This is a genomic window from Saccharothrix stipae (assembly GCF_054781895.1).
This window is the reverse complement of record NZ_BAAGTN010000018.1, coordinates 25,764-48,169: the sequence shown is the minus strand read 5'-3', so window position 1 is coordinate 48,169 and position 22,406 is coordinate 25,764. Positions and strand designations below refer to the sequence as shown.

General features: G+C 72.1%; 18 protein-coding genes. 9 read left to right on the top strand and 9 right to left on the bottom strand.

What is annotated here, in order from left to right; genetic code table 11:
* Positions 1-24: 24 nt before the first annotated feature.
* Both ACYVLT_RS33745 and ACYVLT_RS33740 read left to right on the top strand, forming a co-directional pair.
* Positions 25-1,032: a sugar phosphate isomerase/epimerase family protein gene (locus ACYVLT_RS33745; protein WP_461124209.1), complete on the top strand. Its 1,008-nt coding sequence runs from the start codon at positions 25-27 to the stop codon at positions 1,030-1,032.
* 813 nt (positions 1,033-1,845) lie between these two features.
* Entirely contained in the window at positions 1,846-4,536 is a 2,691-nt protein-coding gene (locus tag ACYVLT_RS33740) for an RICIN domain-containing protein (RefSeq protein ID WP_461124208.1), read from the top strand.
* A 77-nt stretch (positions 4,537-4,613) separates the two neighbouring features.
* On the opposite strand, the gene ACYVLT_RS33735 is transcribed toward ACYVLT_RS33740, so the two are convergent.
* On the bottom strand, positions 4,614-5,231 hold the full coding sequence (locus ACYVLT_RS33735; RefSeq protein WP_461124207.1) for a hypothetical protein: 618 nt from the start codon (positions 5,229-5,231) through the stop codon (positions 4,614-4,616).
* Between the two features lie 112 nt (positions 5,232-5,343).
* Here ACYVLT_RS33735 and ACYVLT_RS33730 point away from each other — a divergent pair, with 112 nt between their 5' ends.
* On the top strand, positions 5,344-5,565 hold the full coding sequence (locus tag ACYVLT_RS33730) for a hypothetical protein (protein WP_461124206.1): 222 nt from the start codon (positions 5,344-5,346) through the stop codon (positions 5,563-5,565).
* Between the two features lie 67 nt (positions 5,566-5,632).
* Here the strand turns inward: ACYVLT_RS33730 and ACYVLT_RS33725 are convergent, their stop codons facing one another.
* Entirely contained in the window at positions 5,633-6,709 is a 1,077-nt protein-coding gene (locus ACYVLT_RS33725) for a LacI family DNA-binding transcriptional regulator (RefSeq protein ID WP_461124205.1), read from the bottom strand.
* A gap of 224 nt (positions 6,710-6,933) precedes the next feature.
* Between ACYVLT_RS33725 and ACYVLT_RS33720 the strand changes: the two genes are divergently transcribed.
* From ACYVLT_RS33720 to ACYVLT_RS33705, 4 genes are all read left to right on the top strand, one after another.
* Positions 6,934-7,986 carry a substrate-binding domain-containing protein gene (locus tag ACYVLT_RS33720; protein WP_461124204.1) on the top strand — a complete coding sequence of 351 codons (1,053 nt, stop codon included), beginning with the start codon at positions 6,934-6,936 and terminating at the stop codon, positions 7,984-7,986.
* Between the two features lie 3 nt (positions 7,987-7,989).
* Entirely contained in the window at positions 7,990-9,015 is a 1,026-nt protein-coding gene (locus tag ACYVLT_RS33715; RefSeq protein ID WP_461124203.1) for an ABC transporter permease, read from the top strand.
* Complete coding sequence (locus ACYVLT_RS33710; RefSeq protein WP_461124202.1) at positions 9,012-9,776, top strand: ATP-binding cassette domain-containing protein; 765 nt, start codon at positions 9,012-9,014, stop codon at positions 9,774-9,776. The genes ACYVLT_RS33715 and ACYVLT_RS33710 overlap by 4 nt, the downstream gene beginning before the upstream one ends.
* A 257-nt stretch (positions 9,777-10,033) precedes the next feature.
* Positions 10,034-12,433 (top strand): glycoside hydrolase family 9 protein, encoded by a 2,400-nt coding sequence (locus ACYVLT_RS33705; protein ID WP_461124201.1) that lies wholly within the window; start codon positions 10,034-10,036, stop codon positions 12,431-12,433.
* A 7-nt stretch (positions 12,434-12,440) separates the two neighbouring features.
* Here ACYVLT_RS33705 and ACYVLT_RS33700 read toward each other — a convergent pair whose 3' ends face one another.
* Positions 12,441-13,457 (bottom strand): LacI family DNA-binding transcriptional regulator, encoded by a 1,017-nt coding sequence (locus ACYVLT_RS33700; protein ID WP_461124200.1) that lies wholly within the window; start codon positions 13,455-13,457, stop codon positions 12,441-12,443.
* A gap of 105 nt (positions 13,458-13,562) precedes the next feature.
* Here ACYVLT_RS33700 and ACYVLT_RS33695 point away from each other — a divergent pair, with 105 nt between their 5' ends.
* Together ACYVLT_RS33695 and ACYVLT_RS33690 are read left to right on the top strand one after the other, a co-directional pair.
* Positions 13,563-14,204, top strand: a complete 642-nt coding sequence (locus tag ACYVLT_RS33695) for a GNAT family N-acetyltransferase (RefSeq protein WP_461124199.1) — start codon at positions 13,563-13,565, stop codon at positions 14,202-14,204.
* A 462-nt stretch (positions 14,205-14,666) separates the two neighbouring features.
* Positions 14,667-15,323 carry a TOPRIM nucleotidyl transferase/hydrolase domain-containing protein gene (locus tag ACYVLT_RS33690; protein ID WP_461124198.1) on the top strand — a complete coding sequence of 219 codons (657 nt, stop codon included), beginning with the start codon at positions 14,667-14,669 and terminating at the stop codon, positions 15,321-15,323.
* Between the two features lie 45 nt (positions 15,324-15,368).
* Here the strand turns inward: ACYVLT_RS33690 and ACYVLT_RS33685 are convergent, their stop codons facing one another.
* Genes ACYVLT_RS33685 through ACYVLT_RS33660 form a run of 6 tightly spaced genes read right to left on the bottom strand, consistent with a single transcriptional unit; the run spans position 15,369 to position 22,368 of the window.
* Positions 15,369-16,655 carry a cation:proton antiporter gene (locus ACYVLT_RS33685; RefSeq protein WP_461124197.1) on the bottom strand — a complete coding sequence of 429 codons (1,287 nt, stop codon included), beginning with the start codon at positions 16,653-16,655 and terminating at the stop codon, positions 15,369-15,371.
* Positions 16,652-18,031: a cytochrome P450 gene (locus ACYVLT_RS33680; RefSeq protein ID WP_461124196.1), complete on the bottom strand. Its 1,380-nt coding sequence runs from the start codon at positions 18,029-18,031 to the stop codon at positions 16,652-16,654. Before ACYVLT_RS33680 ends, ACYVLT_RS33685 begins: the two co-directional genes overlap by 4 nt.
* A complete protein-coding gene (locus ACYVLT_RS33675; RefSeq protein ID WP_461124195.1) occupies positions 18,028-19,119 on the bottom strand; it encodes an alpha-hydroxy acid oxidase in 1,092 nt (363 codons plus the stop codon). The genes ACYVLT_RS33680 and ACYVLT_RS33675 overlap by 4 nt, the downstream gene beginning before the upstream one ends.
* Positions 19,116-20,693 (bottom strand): NAD(P)-binding domain-containing protein, encoded by a 1,578-nt coding sequence (locus ACYVLT_RS33670; RefSeq protein WP_461124194.1) that lies wholly within the window; start codon positions 20,691-20,693, stop codon positions 19,116-19,118. The genes ACYVLT_RS33675 and ACYVLT_RS33670 overlap by 4 nt, the downstream gene beginning before the upstream one ends.
* A gap of 15 nt (positions 20,694-20,708) precedes the next feature.
* The gene (locus ACYVLT_RS33665; RefSeq protein ID WP_461124193.1) at positions 20,709-22,181 is read right to left on the bottom strand and encodes a class I adenylate-forming enzyme family protein; all 1,473 of its coding nucleotides are present in this window, start codon (positions 22,179-22,181) and stop codon (positions 20,709-20,711) included.
* Positions 22,168-22,368 carry a hypothetical protein gene (locus ACYVLT_RS33660; protein WP_461124192.1) on the bottom strand — a complete coding sequence of 67 codons (201 nt, stop codon included), beginning with the start codon at positions 22,366-22,368 and terminating at the stop codon, positions 22,168-22,170. The genes ACYVLT_RS33665 and ACYVLT_RS33660 overlap by 14 nt, the downstream gene beginning before the upstream one ends.
* Between the last annotated feature and the right edge of the window lie 38 nt (positions 22,369-22,406).

Sequence of the window (22,406 nt, the reverse complement as noted above, 5' to 3'; positions counted from 1 at the left end):
CCCTTCGACCACAGGAGAACGAGAATGGCGCGTCCGATCACGTTGTTCACCGGCCAGTGGGCCGACCTGCCGTTCGAGGAGGTCGCCCGGCTGGCCGCCGAGTGGGGCTACGACGGCCTGGAGATCGCCTGCTGGGGCGACCACCTCGACCCCTGGCGCGCGGCGGAGGACGACGACTACGTGCGCGATCGGCTCGACGTGCTGGCCAAGCACGACCTGAAGGTGTGGACGATCTCCAACCACCTCACCGGTCAGGCCGTGTGCGACGACCCGATCGACGAGCGGCACAAGGGGATCCTGTCCTCCCGCATCTGGGGTGACGGCGACCCCGAGGGCGTGCGGCGCCGCGCGGCCGAGGAGATGAAGGCGACCGCGAGGGCCGCCGCCAAGCTCGGCGCGTCGACCGTCGTGGGGTTCACCGGCTCCTCGATCTGGAAGACCGTCGCGATGTTCCCGCCCGTGCCGCCGTCGATGATCGACGCCGGGTACGCCGACTTCGCCGACCGCTGGAACCCGATCCTCGACGTGTTCGACGAGGTCGGCGTCCGGTTCGCGCACGAGGTGCACCCGTCCGAGATCGCCTACGACTACTGGACCACCGTGCGGACGCTGGAGGCGATCGGGCACCGGCCCGCGTTCGGCCTCAACTGGGACCCGTCGCACTTCGTGTGGCAGGACCTCGACCCGGTCGGCTTCCTGTGGGACTTCCGCGACCGGATCTACCACGTCGACTGCAAGGACGCCCGGCGCCAGGTCGGGGACGGGCGCAACGGTCGGCTCGGCTCGCACCTGCCTTGGTCGGACCCCCGGCGCGGCTGGGACTTCGTCTCCACCGGCCGCGGTGACGTGCCGTGGGAGCGTTCCTTCCGGATGCTCAACAGCATCGGCTACGACGGCCCGATCAGCGTCGAGTGGGAGGACGCCGGGATGGACCGCCTCATCGGCGCGCCCGAGGCCCTGGCCTTCGTGCGCCGCAACGCGTTCGACCCGCCGTCGGCCTCGTTCGACGCCGCGTTCTCGACCGGGGGGTGAGCAGGCCGCGGTCGATCGTCACCGGCGAAACAATTTCGCTCACCAAATCGGTGGTCGAGCGGAAAAATAAGCCCGCTTATCCTTGACGGCGAGTGACCCTGCTGCTCTCATAGACTACCGGGTCGGTCGTCAAGATTTCGTCTGCACCAAGGCAAACAGCGATGCCCGCACGTCAGGTCCGATTGGGCGTGCGTGCGGGCCGGCCAGCTCGATGAGTAGTACACATCCTTCAGAGGTTCACCTGCCGCGCGACCGGCAGGTGCCGCGCAGGTGCCACAGCGAAGTGGAGTGCTCATGAAGGGCTGGATCCGCGCGTTCGACAGGACGGCGCCGCGCCGGGATCGTGAAGAGCGCGCGCCCAGGCCCGCCACCGGGGCCGGTTAGCCGGGTTCGTCGGCGGGTGGATGACGAGGACGGCCACCGACCGCGACGTCAGCCACGCCGCCGGCACCCGGCCCGTCCCGCCGGACCGACGACGGCGCCTCCGCCGCCACCCGGTTCCGCGCCGCCGGTCCCGGCCGCCCTCGACCTGCCGCCGGACGAGGGCGTTGCCGCACTCCCCGGCCGACCGCACTCCCCGGCCGACCTCACTCCCCGGCCGGCCGCACCCACGGGCCGACCGCGATGACCGCACCCCGGGCCGACCACATCCCCTGCCGCACGCGCCGACCGCGCCGCACGCGTCCGGCCGCGACCGGTCCGATCAACCACCACGAGCCGCCGCCGACCGCACGGTGGGCGTCCGCCGGCCACGCCGCGACAGCGTGCGCGGGGCAACACGCCCAGCCGGAACCAAGCGAAAGGGAAAAGAAGGTGAAACCAGCCACTACCGCCGCGAGATTGTCGGTGGCCCTCGCGGTGTTCGTGTCCGCTGCGCTGCTGCCGACCTTCGCGGACCTCGATCGGGCCTCGGCCGCCACCCAGGCAACCTACTACGTGGCCCCCGACGGCAACGACGCCAACGCCGGGACGATCACCGCGCCGTTCAAGACCGTGCAGCGCGCGCGGGACGTCGTCCGCACGGTGAACGCGAACATGTCCGGCGACATCTACGTGTACCTGCGCGGCGGGAACTACCCGGTGAGCAGCACCGTGGAGTTCGCGCCGGCCGACTCGGGCACGAACGGCCACCGCGTCGTGTACTCGGCGTACCAGAACGAGACGCCGGTGCTGAACGGCGGTGTCCAGGTGACCGGCTGGACGCAGCACAGCGGCAACATCTGGAAGGCGCCGCTCGATCGCGCCAACAAGCTGCGGGCGCTGTACGTGAACGACAAGCGTGCGCTCATGGCGTCCAAGACCATCAGCTCGCAGGGGTGCTACGGCACGTACAACATCACCGCCGGGCAGGCGCCCTGGGCGTGGGAATCGGGCTCGCAGTGCGACGGGGCCAGGTACAACATGGCCGACCTGCCCGCGATCGCCCGCAACCAGGACGACATCGAGATCGAGACCGGGACGACCTGGACCACGGCCATCGTGGGCGTCCGCCAGGTCACCACGAGCTCCGACGGCGCGAGCCGGGTGGCGCTGTTCCAGCAGCCGGGCGCGGCCATCGCCCAGGGCGCCTTCAACGGCAACGCCCAGGTCGGCGGCAGCCAGAAGTTCATGAACGCCTACGAGTTCCTGGACGCGCCGGGTGAGTTCTACTTCGACAAGACCAGCCGGACCGTCTACTACTACAAGGCCAACTCGGACAACATGGCGACCGCCACGGTGTTCGCGCCGAACAACGTGTCGACCGTGCTGCGGGTCGCCGGCACGTCCACCGGCAGCCACGCGCGCAACATCACCTTCACCGGGCTCACGGTGCAGCACTCCGACTGGAACCTGTTCACCGTGGCCGGCTCCGTGCTCAAGCAGGCGCAGCAGGGCAACCTCGGCAACACCGCGTACGCGCGGGGCAACTTCCACGTCTACTACTACCGCAACGTCGACGTGACCCCCGGCATCATCCACGTCCAGAACGCCGACGGGATCGTCCTGCAGCGCAACCGGGTCCAGCACACCGGCGCCGACGGGATCAACATGGTCAACGACGTGCAGGGCACGCAGTTGATCGGGAACCACACCAACGACATCGCGGGCTCCGCCATCACCGTGGGCCACCCCCAGCACGTCTACATCGGGGACCACACGGCGTCCAACGGCGAGAAGTACTCGGCCCAGGTCGAGGGCCTGCCCAAGAACATCGAGATCAAGAACAACTACCTCTACGACAGCGCCGTGCTGTTCCACGGGCACAGCCCCATCTCGGCGTACTTCGCCGACACCCTCACGATCCAGCGCAACCGGATCGAGAAGAGCCCGTGGTCGGGCATCACGCTCGGTTGGGGTTGGTGGAACTTCGACGGGTCGTCCGGCTCGATCGCGCCCAACCGGCCGACCACCACGGCGAAGAACAACACCATCAGCCACAACCACATCATCGACACGGTGCAGCGCCTCAGCGACACGGCCCCCATCTACACGCTGGGCAGCCAGCCGGGAACCACGATCACCAACAACTACCTGCAAGGTGTCCCGTCGGGCCACAAGTACGGGCTACACCCGGACGAGGGTTCGGCCTTCATCACCTTCCGCGACAACGTCCTGAGCGTGGACCCGAACATCACCTGGCTCATCAACTCGGACGACTTCGGGCGCAAGCACGACCTGAGCATCACGCAGACCTACGGACCGGTCAACAAGGTCTCCAACAAGAACCTGCCGAACAGCACCATCCAGGACATCCTCGCCTACCCCGACTACGTCTGGCCGGCACCCGCCTACGGCATCGCGGTGAACTCCGGGCTGGAGGACGCGTACCGGGACATCGTGCCGCAGGCCAACCTCTCCCTGCCGGACTACGCCCTGCCCGCCAGCACCTTCCTCGCCGCCGGGGCGACGTCGATCCCGATCCGGAGCACCGGCGATGCGACCAGGACGGTCTGGCTGGCCCCGCCGGGCACGACCAACTTCGTCGCCGGTCCGACGATGACCAGGGCGAGCGGCACCGCGGTGACCATCGACGTGCCGACCTCGTCCGGTGACTACCGGCTCTACGTCGTGGACGCACAGGGCAACCGGTCGGCCGAGTCGAAGTCGCTCGTCCGGCGCCAGGGCGGCGGTCAGCAGAACGGCACGATCGTCGGTGCGCAGTCCGGCCGGTGCGTCGACATCGCCGGCTCGACGCCGACGAACGGCGCCCAAGCCCAGCTGTGGGACTGCCACGGCGGCACCAACCAGCGCTTCACCCACACCTCGGGCAAGCAGTTGCAGGTGGCCGGCACCAAGTGCCTGGACGCCTACAACCGGGGCACCAGCAACGGCACGGCGGTCGTGGTCTGGGACTGCAACGGCGGCACCAACCAGCAGTGGAACGTCAACGCCAACGGCACCATCACCGGCGTGCAGTCCGGGTTGTGCCTGGACGCCAACGGCGCCGGCACGGCCAACGGGACCAAGCTCATCCTGTGGACCTGCGGCAGCGGCGCCAACCAGCAGTGGAGCCTGCGCGGCTGACCCGACCAGGTGGTCGGAGCCGCGTGGAGGCCCCGGTCCGGCGAACGAGCCGGGCCGGGGCCTCCACGCTGCCGGAGTCACGGCGGAGGGTCGGGCACCCAGGTGGAGGCCTCGATCTCGACCCTCGTGGTGGTGCCGGCGTCGAGTTCGCGGTGCCGGGTGACGACGTGGTCGAGTTGCCGCGCCAGGCGGGGGATGGTGGTCGAGGTGAGGTAGCCGTCGGCCCCGGCGTCGAGCATGCGCCGGACCGGACCCCGGTAGCCGACACCGAGGCCGTCGTCCTCGACGTCGGTGACGATGACGCGGGCTCTCGGGAACATCGACCGGAGGTTCCCGATCAGCTGCGGGCTGCTCGGTGGCACCAGGAGCACGTCGGCCGTGGTCGGCGCGGAGTGCATGTCGAGCACGATGTAGTCCCCGCCGAGCGCGGCGGACAGCGACGCCCGGGCCGAACTCGACAACTTCATCGCGGTGGCGACCACGGTCACGTCGTGCACCGACGGTTCCTGCTCGGCGTCCGCGCGCCGCGCGCCGGTTCCGCCGCCGATGCCGGCGACCGCGGCGATCGGGGCACCGTCCCTCGTGATGAACAGGATCTCGCCGGGATCGAGGGCGTCGATGAGCGCGACGACGTCCTCGGGCAGGTCCGTCACGTCGACGTGGCGTGCGCTCGACGCGGCGCGTTCGTCGGTCATGCCCTACAGGACGTCCGTGACCCGTTCGAGGTGGCGCCGGGTTTCGGTGGCGGCCTGCGTCACGCTGTTCATCGCGCCCGTTCTGCACCGGTGGCCTGTGTGTTCGGGACACATGGACCCGCAGGTCCCCGCCGTCTACGCCGAGCAACGCGGCGCCGACCACTACGGCATCCCCGCCCTGCACGGCACCGTCACCGACTGGTTCCGGCTCCACCTCATGGCCGACGAACAGGCCCGCGGCCTGTACTTCGGCCCCGGCTGCGCCTACTGCTCGTCCTCGTTCTGGTCGGTCTTCGAGCGCAACGCCAAGGCCCAGGCCGTCGCGGGCCCCTGACGCACCCGCACCGACAACGGGGAGTCCGACACCGGTCGGGCTCCCCGCGGGTGACGGTGCCCGGACGTCACCGTGCCGGGTGCGCGAGGGCGTCCGGACGGTTGCCGGCCTGGTCGTGTGACGGTGTGAGCTCGCCGGAACCGCGTTGGACGAGGGTGGCCGGGACGACGGCGTGCGTCGGTGGGGACTGGTCGCCGGCGATGCGCGCGAAGATGAGCTCCGCGGCCTTGCGGCCGAGTGCGGGTACGTCCTGGCGCAGCACGGTGACACCGGGTTCGAGCATGTCGGCCAAGGGGAAGTCGTCGAAGCCGATCAGCGCGACCCGGTGGTGCAGGTCGCGGGCGCGCAGGATCCGCATCGCGCCGACGGTCACCAGGTTCTGCGCGGTGAACAGCGCGGTCGGCGGTTCTTCCAGGTCGAACAGGGCCGCGGCGGCGGTCGCCGCGGCATCGGGGCCGTGCAGGTCGGTGCGGATGAGTTCTTCGTGCAGCGTGAGGCCGGTGTGGGCGAGCCCCTCCAGGTAGCCGGTGTAGCGCTCCTGGCTGGTCCACAGCGTCTGCCGGTCGCCGAGGAAGGCGATGCGCCGGTGACCGCGACCGGCCAGGTGGAGCACGGCTTCCCGTGAGCTGTCGCGGTTGGTGGTGGTGACGCTGTCGGTGCCGCCGAACGTCGGCGGCCGGTCGACCAGCACCATGGGCGTGCCGCGCTCGCGCTCCTGCTGGAGCGCGTCCTGGTGGCCGCCGACGGCCATGACGACCATGCCGTCCACGCGGCGGGTGGCCAGGGAGGTGAGCAGCTCGCGCTGGAGGCCGGGGTCGTCCTCGCTGCTGCCCGCCAGCACCAGCACGCCGTTCTGCCGCGCCCGGTCCTCGACCGCGCGCAGGAGGGCGGCGTCGAACGGGTTGGACAGGTCCTCGAACAGCACGCCGATGGTGGCGCTGCGCCGGTCGGAACGGCGCAGGCTGCTGGCGGTCAGGTTGGGGCGGTAGCCGAGGGTGCGCGCGGCGGCGCGGACCCGTTCGACGACCTCGGCGCCGGCGCCGGGCAGGTCGTTGATGACCCGTGACACCGTCTTCGTGCTGACCTGGGCGAGTGCGGCGACGTCCCTCATGGTCGGCTCGCGCCGTGCACCCCGTGGGTCCATGGTCCTCTGCTCCATCCTGGGTAACGCTTGCGTAACGGCGGGTTGTCGCACCTCGGACCACGAAGCTAGCGTCAACGATGACTTAAAAAAAGCCCCCTTCCTCCCGGTGCATCTGTCGAGGGAGGACGTGCGGGACTTCTGCTTGCGATATCGCGTGACCAAGCCCGACGTGATCCGCTTCCTGCTCGATGGCTGGTTACGTCAACGTTGACGTTGGAGGAGACATGACCGGACGGTCGCGAATGGGCGTCAGGCTCACGGCGCTGGTGTCGGCGTCGTTGCTGGCACTGGTCACCGGGTGCGGGGACGGCGGCGACGCGGCCGGTGGCGGCACGCTCGTCGGGTTGGTGACCAAGACCGACACGAACCCGTTCTTCGTGAAGATGAAGGAGGGCGCGCAGCAGGCCGCGGGCACCTCCGGTGCGACGGTGCAGTCGTTCGCGGGCAAGCAGGACGGCGACAACCAGTCGCAGGTGGACGCGATCGAGAACCTGATCGGCGCGGGCGCCAAGGGCATCCTGATCACGCCCAACGACTCGAAGGCGATCGTGCCGTCGGTGGACAAGGCGCGCCAGGCCGGGTTGCTGGTCATCGCGCTGGACACCCAGCTGGAGCCGGCCGACGCCGCCGACGCGACCTTCGCCACCGACAACTACCAGGCCGGGAAGCTGATCGGGCAGTGGGCGAAGGCGAAGTTCGAGACCGAGGGCAAGCAGGCGAAGATCGCGCTGCTGGACCTCAACCCGAACCAGGTCTCCGTGGACGTGCAGCGTGACCAGGGCTTCCTGGAGGGCTTCGGCGTCGACGTGCGGGACAAGGAACGGATCGGCGACGAGAGCGACCCGCGGATCGTGGGCCACGACGTCACCGACGGCGCACCCGAGGGCGGCCGGACGGCGATGGAGAACCTGCTGCAGAAGGACCCCGGCATCAACCTCGTCTACACGATCAACGAGCCGGCCGCGGCGGGCGCGTACGAGGCGTTGAAGGCGGCCGGCAAGGAGAAGGACGTCGTCATCGTCTCGGTGGACGGCGGCTGCCCCGGCGTGGAGAACATCAAGACCGGCGTCATCGGCGCGACCGCGCAGCAGTACCCGTTGAAGATGGCGCAGCTCGGCGTCGAGGCGATCGCGAAGTTCGCCAAGGACGGCACGAAGCCGCAGAACACCGCGGGCAAGGACTTCGTCGACACCGGTGTCACGCTGATCACCGACCAGCCCGCGGCCGGGGTCGAGTCGAAGGACTCCGCCTGGGGCCTGCAGAACTGCTGGGGCTGAGCGATGTCGACCACGCTGTCGGACGAACGCGCGCCGGGCGGTGACCAGGTCCGTCCGTCACCCCTGACCCGTCTCCAGCACCTGCTGCACTCGCAGGCCACCATCGGGCCCGCCGTGGTGCTGCTGGTCGCGATCGTCGTGTTCGCCGTGCTGTCGCCCCGCTTCCTCACGCCGGGCAACATCTCCCTGATCCTGCAACAGGTCGCGGTCATCGGCACGCTCGCCGTCGGCCAGACCATCGTCATCCTCACGGCCGGCATCGACCTGTCGTGCGGCGCGATCATGGTGCTCACGTCGATCGTGATGGCGAAGGTGGCGGCGGACACCGGGCTGCCGGGCCTGCCCGCGCTGCTGCTCGGCTTCCTGGTCGGCACGCTGTGCGGCCTGCTCAACGGGCTGCTCGTGACGCGGCTGAAGCTGCCGCCGTTCATCGTCACCCTCGGCACGCTGAACGTGTTCTTCGCGTTGAACCTCTGGTACTCGGAGAGCGCCACCATCCGCGGTGCCGACATGCCGTCGCTGCTGCTGTGGACCGGCGAGACGGTGAACCTCGGCGGTACCCGCGTCACCTACGGCTCGATCATGATGGTGCTGCTGGTGGCCGCGATGGCGTTCGCGCTGAAGAACACCGCCTGGGGCCGTCACGTCTACGCCACCGGCGACGACCTCGAAGCGTCCCGCCTGTCCGGCATCCGCACCGCCCGCGTGCTGCTGAGCGTGTACGCGGCGGCGGGCCTGGTGTACGCGCTGGCGGCGTGGGTGCTGATCGGCCGGATCGCCTCGGCGAGCCCGCAGGCCGGGCAGATGGACAACCTCGACTCGATCACCGCGGTCGTCATCGGCGGCACCAGCCTGTTCGGCGGTCGTGGCGCCATCGTCGGCTCGCTGATCGGCGCGTTGATCGTCGGTGTGTTCCGCAACGGCCTGGCGCTGGCCGGGGTGGACGTGCTGTGGCAGACGCTGGCCGTGGGCGTGCTGATCATCGTCGCGGTGTCGCTGGACCAGTGGATCCGGAAGGTGAAGCCATGACCACACCGGTGTTGCAGGCCCGCGGGCTGGTCAAGCGCTACGGGCGGGTGACCGCGCTGGCGGGCTCCGACCTGGAGCTGCTGCCCGGCGAGATCCTGGCCGTGATCGGCGACAACGGCGCGGGCAAGTCCAGCCTGATCAAGGCGTTGTCGGGCGCGGTCGTGCCGGACGAGGGCGAGATCCTGCTCGACGGCCGGCCGGTGTCGTTCACCTCGCCGATCGACGCGCGTGACGCGGGCATCGAGACGGTGCACCAGTCGTTGGCCGTCTCGCCGTCGTTGGACATCGCGAGCAACCTGTTCCTCGGCCGTGAGCGCCGCCGCAAGGGCGTCCTCGGCACGGTGTTCCGCATGCTCGACCGCAACGGCATGCGCGAGGAGGCACGGCGGCAGCTCGACGCGCTGGGCATCATGACGATCCAGAACCCTGGCCAGGCGGTGGAGACGCTGTCCGGCGGGCAGCGGCAGGCGGTGGCGGTGGCGCGGGCCGCCGCGTTCGGCAGCCGGGTGGTGATCATGGACGAGCCGACGGCGGCACTGGGCGTGCGCGAGTCCCGCGCCGTGCTCGACCTCGTCCTCCAGGTGCGGGACCGCGGCCTGCCGGTGATCCTGATCAGCCACAACATGCCCCACGTGTTCGAGGTCGCCGACCGCATCCACATCCAGCGCCTCGGCCGCCGCAAGGCCGTGGTCGACCCGAAGACCGTCTCGATGTCCGACGCCGTCGCGATCATGACCGGCGCCATGGAACCACCGGACTAGACCAGGCCGCCCGCCGTCGCCCCGGCCCGACGCACCACATGCGTCGGGCCGGGGCGACCTGCGTGACGGGCCGGTTCGCCGCAGCTCATGCTACGAAAATTTCTCGCTCCAGAGAGAACGTTGACCAAAGCGTTGCTGGTGGTTCACCATCAGAGCTGAAGGCGCTCTTCTGGGAGCGCTCCCGGTCCGCAACACTGTCGTTCTGGATCGAGAACGTTTCGGTCAGGGTGGCGGCGTGATCCAAGGAGGATCTGTCCGTGCGCACTCATCACCAACTTCGTCGTGGGGTGGCGGTGGCGGGGGCCCTGGCGCTGGCCGCGGCCACCCTGGCTCCGTCCGCCGCCCTGGCGGCTCCCGACGCCGGTCCCGCGGTCAAGGTCAACCAGGTGGCCTACGTGCCCGGTCTGCCGAAACAGGCCACGGTGGTCGACGGCTCGGGCTCGCCCGCGGCGTGGTCGTTGCGCAGCGCCTCCGGGGTGACCGTGGCCTCGGGCCGGACCACCGTGCGCGGCGTGGACCCGTTGTCGGGCGACAGCGTGCACGTGGTCGACTTCTCGTCGTTCGACACGCCCGGCGCCGGCTACGTGCTGTCGGTGGCGGGGGCGGACAGCAACCCGTTCGACATCTCGGCCGATCCGCTCAGGCGCCTGCGCTACGACGCCCTGGCGTTCTTCTACCACCAGCGCAGCGGCACACCTATCCAGGCCGAGCACGTCGGCGCGCGGTACGCGCGGCCCGCCGGGCACGTCAACGTCTCGCCGAACCGGGGCGACGACGGGGTGCCGTGCCGGGTGTCGTGCGGCTACACCTCCGACGTGCGGGGCGGCTGGTACGACGCGGGCGACCACGGCAAGTACGGCGTGAACACCGGCATCGCCGCGTGGCAGCTGGTCAACGAGTACGAGCGCACCCTGTACGTGAACGGCGCGGACCGGGCGGCCCTGGGCGACGGGAAGCTGGCGATCCCCGAGCGCGGCAACGGTGTGCCCGACATCCTCGACGAGGCCCGGTGGGGCGTCGAGTTCCTGATGAAGATGCAGGTGCCGCAGGGACGCGCGGACGCGGGCATGGTGCGGCACAAGGTCAGCGACGAGAACTGGACCGCCCTGCCGATGCGCCCCGACCAGGACCCGCAGCCGCGCCTGCTGTCGGCCGTGACGACCGCCGCCACGCTCAACCTGGCCGCCGTGGCCGCGCAGGCCGCACGGGTGTGGCGCGACATCGACGCGGACTTCGCCGCCCGCGCCCTGACCGCCGCGCAGCGCGCCTACACGGCGGCCAAGGCCAACCCGACGCGCTACGCCGACCCCAACGACGGCAACGGCGGCGGCACCTACGTCGACAACAACGTGACCGACGAGTTCTTCTGGGCCGCGGCGGAGCTGTTCACCACCACCGGTTCCGGCGCCTACCGCGGTGACGTGACCGGGTCGTCGCTGTTCCGCGGCCGCGGGTTCGACCAGGGCGGGTTCGACTGGTGGTGGACCGCGGGACTGGGGGACACGACCTTGGCGCTGGTGCCCAACGGCCTGGCCGCCTCGGACGTGTCGGCCACCCGTGCGGCGTTCGCCTCCTACGGCGACCGGCTGCTCGGCCAGGCGTCGACCCAGGGCTACCCGGCGCCGGCGAGCGGCTACTACTGGGGTTCCAACGGCGTGGTCGCCAACGCGGCGAACGTGCTGGCGCTGGCGCACGACTTCACCGGCCAGGCCAAGTACCGGACGGGCGTCTACCAGACGTTGGACTACCTGTTCGGGCGCAACCCGTTCAACCACTCCTACGTGACCGGCTACGGCGAGCGCGCCACCCGCAACTCCCACCACCGGTTCTGGGCCAACCAGCTGGACCCGTCGCTGCCGATCCCGCCCGCGGGGTTGCTGGCGGGCGGCCCCAACGTCGACCTGCAGGACCCGGTCGCGCAGCAGCAGTTGGCGGGCTGCAAGCCCCAGAAGTGCTACCTGGACGACATCAACGCCTGGTCGGTCAACGAGGTGGCGTTGAACTGGAACTCCGCGCTGGCGTGGCTGTCGGCGTGGGCGGCGGAGAAGGCGGGGTCCGGCTCGCCCGCGGACACGACCGCGCCCAGCACGCCGGCGGGCCTGACCGCGTCGGCCTCGGGCGGCTCGGTGTCGCTGGCGTGGGGAGCCTCGACCGACAACGTCGGCGTGACCGGCTACGACGTCCTGCGCGCCACCGGCTCGTCCGGCACGTTCACCCGGGTCGCCACCGCGCCGGGCACGTCCCACACCGACAGCGGCCTGGCCGCAGGCACCTACCGCTACCAGGTGCGGGCGCGGGACGCGGCGGGCAACACGTCCCCCGCGTCGGCGGAGGTCCAGGTGACCGTGCAGGGCGGCGGGGCCGGCTGCACGGTCGTCGCCACGACCCAGAGCCAGTGGGGCACCGGCTACGTCGTGCAACCGGTGCGGGTCACCAACACCGGGGCGTCGGCGATCACCTGGGCGGTCACGTTCACGCTGCCGTCCGGGCACTCGGTCACCGGGTCGTGGAACGCGGCGGTGACCACCAGCGGCCAGGTCGTGACCGCGCGGGCCGTCCGCTCGCTGGCGCCCGGGGCGACGGCCGAGTTCGGCTTCCAGGCGGCACGTCCCAACGGCAGCACCGCACTGCCCTCGGACTACACCTGCACGGGCTGACCGTCCGTCACGGCGGCGGCGCGGTGCTGCCCCGGACGACGAGCCTCGTCGGCAACTCGACGCGATCGTCGTCCGGCTCACCGCCCGCCGCCAGGGTCAGCAGCATCCCGGCGGCCTCGGCGCCCATCCGCCGCAACGGCTGCCGCACGGTGGTCAGCGGGGGATCGGACCACTGGGTGAACGCCAGGTCGTCGAAGCCGACCACGCTCAGGTCGTGCGGGATGCGCAGCCCCGCCTCCCGCGCGGCGTCGTACACGCCCAGGGCTTGCAGGTCGTTGGCGGCGAAGACGGCGGTGGGCCGGTCGGGCAGCCGCAGCAGCTCGCGCGCGGCGTCGCGGCCGCCGTCGTGGTAGAGGGGCGCGGTCCGCACGAGCTTGCGGTCCTGCGGCACGCCGGCCGCGTCGAGGGCCGCGCGGTAGCCGTCCAGGCGGGCGCGGCAGCACAGGAACTCCGACGGGCCGTTGACCATGGCGATGCGGCGGTGGCCGAGCCCGACCAGGTGACGGGTGGCGACCAGCCCGCCGTTCCAGTTCGTCGCGCCCACCGACGGGATCGAGTGGGTCGGCTCGCCGGTGGGGTCCAGCGCGACCAGCGGGATGGCCCGGCTGCCCAACTGGGCCAGCTGGGCCTCGCTGAACTCGGCGGAGACCGCGATGACACCGACCGGCCGGCGGGCCAGCATCTGCCGCGCCCACGCGCTCTCGGGGGTGTGGCCGCCCTGCATCTCGGTCAGCGTCACCGCCAGGCCGTGCGGGCGGACCGCCTCCTCGACCCCGCGGATGATCTCCAACGCCCACAGGCTGTCCAAGGACTGGAAGACCACCTCGACGATCGGGACCGGCTCGACCTTCTCGGTCTTCTGGAAGCCGTGCTCGCGGATCAACTCCTCGATGCGCCTGCGCGTCCCGTCGGACACACCCGGCCGCCCGTGGATCACCTTCGACACGGTCGAGGCGGACACCCCTGCCAGGTCCGCGATCCGGGAAACCCGCACCTCACCGCCCGCGCGCCCATCCACACCCACGAACGGCAGCCTACGCGCAACGGCGCGGTCACCCGATCATCACCCGACGGCCCACGGCGACGTGGAGGATCGCGACCGCGCCGGGCGGGCTACCGTGTTGATCTCGTGGAGCAGCGCGTGCGGGAATGGGTGTGGGGCTGGTCGCGGTGCCGCGACGCGCCGGAACCGGTCGATGAGCCCGACGGGTTCCGGATCGACGTCGGCCTGCCGGGGCACCGGGTGCGGTTCGTGTTGACAGGCACGGCGTCGGTGCGCGAGCGGGCGGTGGCGTCGACTGAGCCGGGCACGTGGCTGAAGATCTGCGGGAGGCGTGCGGACGTGGTGCCGCTGCTCGATCCCGGTTGGGTGGTCGGCGCACCGGAGTTCCTGATGAGCACCACCCTCGACGGTGGTCTCGCGGTTCCCGCGCCGGACGGGTACCGCACGGAGGTCGTGGGGGAGCGCGGGTTCCACGAGGTGGTCGTGACCGCTCCGGACGGTGGCCGGGCCGCGCGCGGCCGGTTCGCGGTGCACGGCGGCGCGGCGGCGGTGGACCAGGTCGTGACGGAACCCGCGCACCGGCGGCGCGGCCTGGGACGGCTGGTGATGGGCACGATCGGCGCGCACGCGCGGGACCGGGGCGCCGGCGTCGCGGTCCTGGTCGCCACGGCCGAGGGCCGCCACCTGTACGAGTCCCTCGGTTGGCGGGTCGACTCGGAGGTGGTCGCGGCGCACCGTCCGGACCCCGCGGTGCGGCGAACCGCGTGAGCGTTCACCCGGGCAGGTGACTGCCGCGGGATCCGTCGTCCCGGCCGGCGAACAGGATGAGCACGCGGTGCCGAGCTGGACGCCGTAGTAGCGCGCGCCGCCGTCCGCGGCGATCCGGCCGGTTTCCACGAGCGCGCCGTACCTCGTCATGACCTCGTCGCCCCAGTGCAGGCGCACCCACTTGTCCGCGTAAGCACGAGCGACCACGTCCAACGCCCCCGCCGACGGGTCGACCTCCAGGTGGGCGATGCCGACCCGACCGCGGATCGCGTCACCGCAGCGGTATCCCTGGCGGTTCCGCTCAGCTCGTGGTGGACCTCCCGCACCGCGGCTCGCCTCCTCTCCCCTTGCGCCCAGTTGTACCGGCACCCGCTGAGAACGCCCTGAGCTGCGGTCGAGAGTTCGACCGGCAACCGCGAACACCGCTTGTCGGCGGCCCGCGCGTCGCCGATGATGGCGGCCATGGCCACTGCCCGACCACCTCGCGGGGCGCTCGACGACGAGGTGAGTGGTCCGGGCGCCCCGATCCGGGCGACCGCTCGTGCCTTGGCGAAGGTCGACGGCGCGGTGGCCGTGGTGGTGGTCGAAGGCATCAGCGATCAGATCGCGGTGGAGACGGCCGCGCTCGGGCTCGGGCGGGATCTCGAGGCGGAGCGGGTGGTGATCGTGCCGATCGGCGGTGCGCAGGCGATCGGCCGTGTCCTGGCGGGCTCGGGCCTGTCTGCGAGCGGGGTGCGCCTCGCCGGCCTGTGCGACCTGGGTGAGGTGGAGGTGTTCCGGCGCGGGCTGGTCGCGGCCGGTGTCGGCGCTCCGCGCACGCGTGCGGACCTGGAGCGCCTCGGCTTCCACGTCTGCGTCGACGACCTGGAGGACGAGCTCATCCGCGCCGTGGGCCCGGCGGGGGTCGAGGCGCTCTTCGACGCGCAAGGTGACCTCGGGTCGTTCCGGTCGATGCAGAACCAACCCGCCTGGCGCGGCCGGCGGCCGGAGGCGCAGATGCGGCGCTTCCTGGGCAGCGGTTCGGGACGCAAGCTGCGCTACGCCCGGCTGCTGGTGGCCGCGGCGGTCGACCGGAACGCCCTGCCCCGACCGCTCGACGCGCTGCTCACCGCCATCTGACCGACGAGGCGGCCCCGGGACGAGGCCGCCTGCGCACGACGGGCGTCACGGCTTCCGCGCGGGCACCGGGGGTGGTAGGAGGTCGGTCGTGCCGCGCTCCAGGCTCTCGGGCAGGGAGGCGCGGTAGATCGGCATCGCGGCGGCGGTGGTCACGATGGCGACCGCGACGAGGATCGCGAACAGCTCCGGTGTCACCATGCCGTGCGCGAGGCCGATGTTGATGAAGATCAGGATCATCAGGCCGCGCGCGTTCATCAGCCCGCCGACCGCCGACGCGTAGCGCCACGAGAAGCCCTGGGCGCGCACGACCGCGGCGCAGCCCAGGTACTTGCCGGCGAACGCCACCGCCATGATCACCGCGAGCGGCCACCACAGGCCGCCGCCCGCGCCGAAGCCGGACACCTGCGTGTTGAGCCCGCTGAACGCGAAGAACACCGGCAGCAGCAGGATCGAGTTCAGGTCCGTGAGCCGCGTTTCCAGCTCCCGGCGCACGACCGACGACTGCGGCATCGCCAACCCGGTGATGAACCCGCCGAACACCGAGAACACGCCGATGTAGTCGGTGAACCACCCCGCCACCAGCACGACGAGCAGCACCAGCGCCATCACGTCGCGGCTCATCCGTCCCTCGCGCTCCACCCGCGCGCCCATCCGCCGGAACAGGTTGCGCCCCACCGTGAGCATGAGCAGCGCGAACACCGCCGCGCCCGCGACCGTGCCCACCGCGTCGAACGGGCTGCCCGCCGCCGCGACGGCGATGATGACCGCCAGGATCACCCACGCCGCCGCGTCGTCGATCGCCGCCGCGACCAGGGTGAGGCCGCCGATCGGCGTGTTCGCGATCCCGCGCTCCTGCAGGATCCGCGCCAGCATGGGGAACGCGGTGATCGACAGCGCGCCGCCGACGAACAGCATGAACTCCCAGCGGGTCGTGCCCTCCGGGCTCAGCGACCCGAAGAACAGCGCCGCCGCGCCCGCGCCCAACGCGAACGTCGGCACGATGCCCGACACCGCGAGCGCGCCCGCCCGCCGCATGTTCCGCCCCGCGGCCAGCCCGTGGTCGAGCGACGACCCGACGAGGAACATGTAGAACGTCAAGCCGATCGTGCTGAGCACGTACAGCGTGTCCTTGACGTCCGCGGGGAAGAGCTGGGCCTGCACGCCGGGAGCCACGGCCCCCAGCAGGGCCGGTCCGAGCAGGACACCGGCGACCATCTCGCCGACGACCCTCGGCTGCTTGACCGCCATGGCGATGCGCCCGCACAACGTCGTCGCCGCGAGCACGACCGCCAGCGCGGCGAACACCCGCAACGCGAACTGGATCTGGTTCACTCGGTGATCTCCTCGGTGGAAGGCGGCTGACGCCGCACCGGACGACCTTGGGTGTCGTGCGCCTCGAAGTAGCGCCCGGCCAGGCGCAGGCGGCGGGCGTGCAGGACCATGACCGTGCCGAGCACCAGCTGCACCACGCTGCGCCACACGCCCTCCCAGCGGTCCCGCACGAGCAGGAACGCGCCGAGCGCGGCCCGCCCGCGCGGCGACTCGCCCGTGCGGACCAGCAAGCAGGGGCCCCGGCTCGGCAACGACCGGGTGTGCGTCACCGCGGAGTGCGGGGTCACGCGGCGCAGCACTTCGAGGGTCGCCGCGCGCAGCGCCAGCGGGGCCAGCCGCCACGCCGGGCACGGGCGGTTGGCGGCGACGCCGAACGGGATGTGGTGCGCCGTGCGGGACTCGACGTGCTCCCAGCGGTCCGGGTCGAACACGTCCGGCCGCGCGTGCCCGGTGGCGTGGTAGGCGGGGTAGTCGAAGCACAGCACCGACCCCGCGCGCAGCGTGGTGCGCTCGTCCAACGCGATGTCGGCGGTGGTGACGCGGTGCGCGATGCCGAACAACGGGTACATCCGCATCGTCTCGTCCAGGACGTGGGCGAAGTAGCGCTCGTCGGCCCTGAGCCGTGCCGTGACCCCGGGGTGCTGGGCCAACGCCAGCAGCAGGTGCGCCATCGCCTCGGACATCTGCACCACGGCCGTGGTGAAGAACGTGCCCTGCAGGTAGTGCACCTGCTCGGTGGGCGACAGGGTCGACGGCAACGGCTGCCGCACGTCACCCGCCGCGACCCGCCGGGCCAGGTAGCGGGTCAGCGCGGCCCGCCGGGCGGGGTGGCGCAGGCCGGTGCACTTCAGCGACGTCACCACGTCGTCGGCGTGCCCCACGATCAGGTCACGCGCGTCGCGCGGGCACGGCTCGCCGAACACCAGCTCGTGGAAGTACGCCGCCCACACCGGCATCATCAGGTCGCGCAGCCGCACCAGCGTGACCGGTCCGGTGACGACCTCGTCGAGCACCCGCCCGGTGCAGCGGGCCGCCGCCTCCGACAGCGCGTCGCCCGGCCCGGACAGCAGCGCGCGCGTCGTGCGCGCCACGGCGTCGTAACGCGGTCCGGCCTCCAGGTGCTCCTGGTGCACCTCGGGGCCGGGGGAGAGCCAGTACCAGAACAGGTCCGACAGCCCCGCGCCCCGGCTGCGGCCGCCGGCCGCGGGGTGCCCGTAGAGCTCCCGGAACCGGTCCGGCCCGACCTCGGCGTTCGGGAAGGTGATCGCGTCGTCCCCGTTGACCTTCTCGAACACCTTGGCGCGCAGCGCCACCACCCGCGCCGGCAGCCACCGCGGCGCGGTCAGCACCACCGCGGCGGCGAGCAACCCGGTCACCCACACCGCGCGGACACCCCCGCCCCGCGCGCGACGACCAGGTCGCGGGTGAGGTCGGCCGGGTCACGCCCGCCGCACAGCGCGAGGACGTGGTCGAACTCGTCGCGCAGCACGTCGAGCACCCGCGCCACCCCGGCCTCGCCGGCCGCGGCCAGACCCCAGAGCACCGGCCGGCCGACACCGACCGCCGCCGCACCCAGCGCGAGCGCCACGGCGACGTCACCGCCGCCGCGCACACCGCCGTCCAGCACCACCGGGACCCGGCCCGCGACCGCGTCGACCACTGCGGGCAACGCCTCCACCGCCGCCGGCGCCAGGTCGGACTGGCGGCCACCGTGGTTGGACACCACGATCCCGGCCACCCCGTGCTCCACCGCCAGCACCGCGTCACGCGGGTGGAGCACCCCCTTGAGCCACAACGGCAGCGACGTCAGCTCCCGCAGCCGGTCCAGGTGCTCCCACGACACCGACGGCGACATCACGATGTCCCGCACACCTCCCGGCGGCCCACCGGGCAGGTCCCGCATGTTCTCCGCCGCCAGCCCGGCCGGCAGGTCGTGGAAGCCGTGCTCGGCGTCGCGGCGGTGCCGGCCGAACACCGGCGAGTCGGCGGTCACGACCAGCGCCGTGCAGCCCGCCCGTACCGCCCGCTCCACCAGGCACCGGGTCACGTCCTCGTCGGGTTGCGGGTAGAGCTGGAACCACACCGACGCGTCCACGTCGACCGACCGGGCCGCCGCCACCACCTCACCGATCGCCACCGTGGCGGCCACACCGGACACGAGCACCGTCCGCGCCGCCGCCGCGGCACGTGCCGTCGCCAGCTCGCCCTCGGGGTGGGCGAGCCGGTGGAAGGCGGTCGGCGCGATGAGCACCGGCGCTTCCAGTCGGCCGCCGGGCAGATCGACGCCGAGGTCCCGGGTCACCCGGCCGCGCAACACCCTCGGCAACAGGGCCAGGCGCCGGAACGCGGCCTCGTTCTCCCCGAGCACGACCTCGTCGCCGACCCCGCCCGCGTAGTAGTCGTAGTGCACGGCGTCGAGCACCGCGCGGGCCTCCTCGTGCAGCTCGGCGAGCCCGGTGCTCACGCCGGCCCCACGGCGGTCGGGGCCGTCCGGTCCCGCAGGAACGCCAGCAGCGGCGCCCGGTGCACGTCCTCGCTGTCCCACTCGTTCTCGAGGTTCTCGGTGAGGTGGTGCTCGCCGAGCAGCGCCCCGGCGCGGAAGTGCCGGACCACCGGGTGCAGGTAGCGGCCGTCGAGCCCGCTGGTGTCCTCCTGCGACACCCGGCCCGCGGTGATGTCGAACGGGTTGACCTTGTCGTGGTCCGCGCCGTACTCCAGCGTCACGGCCAGGTAGGACTCGACGTCGCCGAAGTCGCCCCGGCCGACCGCCTCGTGCAGGTGCGCGACCGGCACCTCCTCGGCGTAGCGGAGGTCGCCGTCCGGCCCGACCAGCACGGCGTCCGCCATGAACGCGAACAGCTGCCACAACGCCGACGTGCGGTTCACCCGGTCGAGGATGGCGTCGGCCACGTCCTCACGGGCGACGTGGCGGCTGGGCCACGGCACGCCGTGGTAGCGGTGCTCCAGGATGCGGTGCAGCGCCCGCGCCCCGTACCGGAAGCCGTGGATGAACCCGCTGGTCGACTTCTTGAAGTCCCTGGACTGCGTGATGGTGCCGGCGAAGAACAGGTCGGGCACGGTGGTCGACTCCCAGGCGGCGGTCTGGTCCGGGAACCGGTCGTTGATCGTCAACCGCGGCCGGCACTCGGGCGCGAAGATCGACGCGTCGAACCGGAACCCCGTCGCGAGGACGACCCGGTCGTAGCGGATCTCCTTCACCCGTTCCGCGACCCGCGCGAAGCTGACCCGCACCAGGTACCCGTCGCCGTCGCGTCGGATGTCGAGCACCTGGCCGTCCAGCAGCGCGTTCTGCGACTTGAGCTGGTAGGTGTCGAGGAAGTTGTTGTTGACCGCGCGCAGGTGGCCGACGAAGTGCGTCTGCCACGCCAGCTTCAGCGAGCCGGGCCCGGCGACGTGGATGACCGACGCGGTCTCGATCAGGTTGTCGGCGGTCTCGAACGCCGAGTTGCCGCGCCCGACGATCAGCACCTTCTGCCCTGTGAAGTCGGCCGGGTCCACCGACACCTCGTCGTACCGCTCGGCGAGCTCCACGCCGTCGATCGGCGGCACGTAGAGCTTGGACACCCCGGTCGCCACGACGAGCCGACGTGCCCGGTAGGTGCCGCCGTGCTGGTCGCGCACCACGAAGTCGTCCGGCCGGGTCACCTCCACCACCGACGTGCCGTAGCGGATCGGCAGGTCGTGCTTCGCGGCGAAGTCGCCGAGGTAGCGGACCATGTCGTCGGCGTGCGGGAAGTAGCGGGGCGTGTAGCCGGTGAACAGCAGCGACGGGTCGTCGGACAGCAGCGAGTTCCAGTCGGTGCGCAGGTTGAGCTCGGGGTCGTCCCACCCGGTGTTCGGCTTGTTGATGGAGATCAGCGTGCGGTGCCGGGGGAAGCGGGTGAAGAACGTGCCGGGGGCGTCACCGGCCTCCAGCACGACGTGGTCGCGCCCGGCGCGGGCGAGCAGGTACGACACCTGGAGCCCGGCCGGGCCGGCGCCGATCACGAGACACTCCGTGGAAACCTCGCTGGACACGACTTTCTCCTCACGTCAGGGAGTGGACAGCAGGCGCTTGTCCGGCTTGCCGCTCGGTGCGAGCGGCGGTTCTTCGATCGCGGTCACGCGCACCGGCGCGCACGCGGCGCCCAACCGGGCGGTCACCCACTCGCGCAGTGCCGCGAGCTCGGGCGCCCGGTCACCGGAGGGCACGACGAACGCGTGCACCGCCTCGCCGGTGTCCTCGTCCGGCACGGCGACCACGTACGCCTCGGCGACGTCCGGGTGCTCGGCGATCACCCGCTCGATCGGGCCCGCGTAGTGCAGGTTCGCGTTCACGATGACCACGTCCCGGGTCCGGCCGGTCAGGCGCAGGTGGCCGGCGGCGTCGAAGTGGCCGAGGTCGCGGGTGCGCACCCAGCCGTCCGCGAACACCTCGGCCGACCGCGCGGGATCCGCCCAGTACCCGTCGGCCTGCGCCGGCGTGCGGACGAACAGCTCGCCGTCGACACCCGGCGGGACCGGTCCGCCGTCCGGGCCGCGGACCTCGACGCGCACCGCGGCGGGCGGTGTCCCCACCGTGCCGGGCGGGTCGGCCGGGGTCGCCATCGAGATCATGCCCGTCTCGCTCTGGCCGTAGCCCTGGAACACGACCGGCCCGAGCACGTCCAGCGCCTCGCGGTGCCGGTCGGTCGTCAGCGGCGACCCGGACACCATCAGCGCCCGCAACGTCGACAGGTCGGCCGGTGCGCGGCGCTGCCCGGCGACGAGCTTCGCCAACCGCGGCACCGTGAACACGCTCGCGGTGGCGCGGTGGCGGGTGATCGCGGCGGGGAACCCCGGCTGGTCGGCCACGACCGCGGTGCCACCGCCGGTGATCGCCACGACCGCGTACTCGAACATCACCTGGCTCGACAGCGACCCGAACACCAGGAAGCGGTCCAGCCGGGACGCCAGTTCGCGGATCGCTGGCGGCCACGCGTCCGGCCGCGCGGCCCACCCGGCCGTCATCGCGGCGTAAGTCTGCGCGCACGCCTTGGGCGCGCCCGTGCTGCCGCTGGTGTGGATCAGCCGCGCGACGTCCGCGGGCCTGCCGGTGCAGCGGGGCGGGCCGTCGGCACGGGCCCCGCGCAACGAGTCGACGGTCAGCGCGCGGGTGCGGTCCGGGTCGACGGTCGCCGCACGGGCCACGTCCGAGTCGGTGACCACGGCGGCGATGTCGAGGCCCAGGAGGTGGCGGAGCTGGTCGTCGGGCAGTCCCGGCCGCACCCCCAGCACCCGCGCGCCCACGGCGTGCGCGGCGAGGATCGTGGCGAACGCCTCCGGGTTGACGCCGAGCACGAGCGCGACGCCGTCACCCGGTCCCAGTCCCTCGCGCCGCAGGCCGGCCGTGATCCGGGCGACCAGGTCGAGCAGTTCCGCGCCGGTCACCACCCGCGAGCCGTGCTCGAACACCGGCCGGTCCGCGGCGGCGTCGAGCACGTCGAGCACCGCGCGCGGGAACGGCTCGGCGTCACGCGCCGACAAGGCGTTCCCCCACGAACGGGGCCGGCAGATCCCGGCGGTTCTCCAGGTTCTCGGCCACGCGCGGGACGGCGGTGTCGAACCGCGGCCGCTGTCCCGGGTCGGCGTGATCGCGACCGTCGCGCTCCGGCAGGGCGGCGAGCCGCAAGCCGGCCGGTCCCGCCCCGATGATCAGGTAGTCGTGCGCCATGGGCCAGGAAGCTACGCACCGGATCTCAGAACTCTCTG